Consider the following 2,906-nt stretch of genomic DNA (forward strand, 5'->3'; position numbering starts at 1 on the left):
GACCTTGGGGCTCGACGGCCAGCGCGCCAAAAGTTCCTTCAGCACGCGTGCGGTGGTCGATTTGCCGACGGCGACCGAACCGGCGATGCCGATGATGAACGGTGTCTTGACCACGTCGACCGCGTTGAAGAAGGCCTGGCGTTGCCGAAACAGCAGCTGGCTCGCTTCGACATGCGCAGACAACAGCCGCGACAGCGACAGATAGATGCGCGTGACCTCTTCGAGATCGACCGGGTCGTTGAGCGAGCGCAGGCGGCGGAATTCGTCCGCGCTCAGCGTCAGCGGCGTGTCGGCGCGGAATTGCGACCATTGATCGGCGGAGAAGAAACGAAAGGGGGAATATTTCTCGGTCGGCGCGAGCTGATCCATCGAGATACCTGCCCTTCCTCGCGGTCAGCCCTTGGGCCGTGACGCCTTCTCGGCGATGCCCGAACGCCGGGTGCGGCCTTCGAGTTCCCTAAGCACGTCGCTCAGCGGTACCCCGGAGAGGCCGAGAACGACGAGCCAATGATATATAAGATCGGCGCTTTCTGAAACGATGGCCGGTTTGTCGCCCCTGACGGCGGCAATCACCGTCTCGACGGCCTCCTCGCCGAGCTTCTGCGCCGCCTTGTCGATGCCGCGCGCGAACAATTTTGCCGTCCACGAATCCGGATCTCCGGAATGCGCGCGTTCCCCAATGATTTTTTCCAGATCGGAAAGCGAAAACTCGGTCATGGCGTCATCTATCTGCTTGTTTAAGCATGATCTTTTCCGAAAACCGGTTCCCACTTTCGGGATCATGCTTTAGGGCCGATTATCCACAGAGTCCAGCCGCATCGGCAGGCCGGCGGCGGCCATATGCGCCTTGGCCTGCGCTATCGTGTAGGTGCCGAAATGGAAGATGGACGCCGCCAGCACCGCGCCGGCATGGCCGTCGCGAATGCCTTCGACCATGTGGTCGAGCGTGCCGACGCCGCCGGAAGCGATCACCGGCGCGCGCACGGCGTCTGATATCGCGCGGGTCAGCGCGATGTCGTAGCCGGCCTTGGTGCCGTCCCGATCCATCGACGTCAGCAGGATCTCGCCGGCGCCGCGATCGACCATTTGGCGCGCGAATTCGACCGCGTCGATGCCGGTCTTTTCGCGCCCGCCATGGGTGAAGATCTCCCAGCGATCGGCCTCATTGGTTTCCGACACTTTCTTGGCGTCGATGGCGACGACGATGCATTGGTTGCCGAACTTGTCGGCGGCCTCGGCGACGAAATCCGGGTTCTTCACCGCGGCCGTGTTGATCGACACCTTGTCGGCGCCGGCCAACAGCAGCTTCCTGATATCGGCGACCTGGCGCACGCCGCCGCCAACCGTCAGCGGCATGAAGCATTGTTCGGCGGTACGTGCGATGACGTCGAAGATGGTCTCGCGGTTGTCCGACGAAGCGGTGATGTCGAGGAAGCAGAGTTCGTCGGCGCCGGCCGCGTCATAGGCCTTGGCCGCCTCGACCGGATCGCCGGCGTCGACGAGATCGACGAAGTTGACGCCCTTGACGACACGGCCGTTCTTGACGTCGAGACAAGGGATGACACGGGCTTTCAGCATCAACGGCCCTCTATCGTGGCGATGAGATCGTTCAGCAACTGGCCGACCATCGGCGGAACATCGGCCTGGGCGTCGAAGGCCGGGTCGTAGGCGGAAACGGTGATGCCGACGATCGGCACCGCCAGCGCCATGGCGCACGTGGCATCGCGCAACTGTTCCGGGCTCGGCCCGCCCGAAGTGATATAGCGGTTGGCCTGCAGCTCCCGGGGATCGTGCACGTCCATGTCGAGATGCATGTGCACGCGTCTGGCGCCGGCGATCTTCAGTCTTTCGGCCGCCTGGGCCACCCCGGAGCATTCCGTCCGCACGATCGGCAATGTCTCCAGCAGCCGCTTCTCGTCCGGATCGAGATCGCGCGCGTTGACGAGCACGCAGCGTGACGGATCGACCGGCTTGAAGCCGGGAATGGCGGACGCCATCGGTCGCCAGCACAGGCCGAGCACGGTCGCCAGCGCCATGCCGTCGAGAAAGCCGTATGTGGATGTCTCGGGCGTGTTGAGATCGCCATGCTGGTCGGCCCAGATGATCGCATCGGCGTCTTCGCCGGCGACCGCGCCGGCGCTGGTCAGGCAGTTTCCGGCAAGGACGATGGGAAACCGACCGGCGTCACGGGCAAGGCGAACCTCGCTCGCAACCGCGTTGCAGACGGCAAAGCCGGTGGCGATTTCACGCTCCTGGGCATCTCCAACCTTGCCGATATCCTCGACCATCACATCGTGGCCAGCCATCGTCAGGGCGTCGACGAGCCCGCCCGAGACCAACGCGTCCGGCCCCTGGCCCATGCCGCCATGGTAGTGGCCGCTGTCATAGGAGGCCAGGATAATGGAGATTTTCACGTCCGCGTCTCCGCCCTGCCCTGCAGGATCGCCAGGGCCTCGGCCGGATCGATGCGGCCGTCATAGAGCGCGCGGCCGGAGATCGCGCCTTCGAGCTTTTGCGCATCGGGCATGGTCATGCGCACGATGTCGGCGATCGAGGCGAGGCCGCCCGACGCGATGACCGGGATCGACACGGCATCGGCGAGGGCGATGGTGGCGTCCCAGTTGATGCCGGTCAAAACGCCGTCGCGGTCGATGTCGGTGTAGATGATGGCAGCGACGCCGGCGCCCTCGAACTTCCTCGCCAGTTCGATGACGCCGAGGCTCGACGCCTCGGCCCAGCCCTCGACGGCGACCTTGCCGCCCTTGGCGTCGATGCCGACGGCGACCTTGCCCGGAAACGCCTTGCAGGCCTGTTTGACAAGGTCCGGGTCACGCACCGCCACCGTGCCGAGGATGACGCGGGCCAGCCCGCGATCGAGCCAATCCTCGATCTGCGCCAGCGTGCGG

Annotated in this window: 4 protein-coding genes and 1 pseudogene; all 5 read right to left on the reverse strand. The window is 64.8% G+C overall.

Going from position 1 to position 2,906, the window contains the following annotated elements; all coding sequences use genetic code 11:
* Positions 1 to 369 (reverse strand): annotated as a pseudogene (locus EN750_RS27140) (type I pantothenate kinase); the annotation flags it as partial.
* Positions 370 to 393: 24 nt separating this feature from the next.
* Positions 394 to 717 (reverse strand): phosphoribosyl-ATP diphosphatase, encoded by a 324-nt coding sequence (locus EN750_RS27145; protein ID WP_127398493.1) that lies wholly within the window; start codon positions 715 to 717, stop codon positions 394 to 396.
* Positions 718 to 786: 69 nt separating this feature from the next.
* Positions 787 to 1,578: an imidazole glycerol phosphate synthase subunit HisF gene (gene hisF / locus EN750_RS27150; protein ID WP_127398495.1), complete on the reverse strand. Its 792-nt coding sequence runs from the start codon at positions 1,576 to 1,578 to the stop codon at positions 787 to 789.
* Complete coding sequence (locus EN750_RS27155) at positions 1,578 to 2,414, reverse strand: arginase family protein (protein ID WP_127398497.1); 837 nt, start codon at positions 2,412 to 2,414, stop codon at positions 1,578 to 1,580. The genes hisF and EN750_RS27155 overlap by 1 nt, the downstream gene beginning before the upstream one ends.
* Positions 2,411 to 2,906: HisA/HisF-related TIM barrel protein (locus tag EN750_RS27160; protein WP_127398499.1), on the reverse strand; the 496-nt coding region annotated here is incomplete at its 5' end. The genes EN750_RS27160 and EN750_RS27155, both read right to left, overlap by 4 nt.

Origin of the sequence: Mesorhizobium sp. M7A.F.Ca.ET.027.03.2.1, assembly GCF_003999175.1 — a bacterium.
GTDB lineage: Bacteria > Pseudomonadota > Alphaproteobacteria > Rhizobiales > Rhizobiaceae > Mesorhizobium.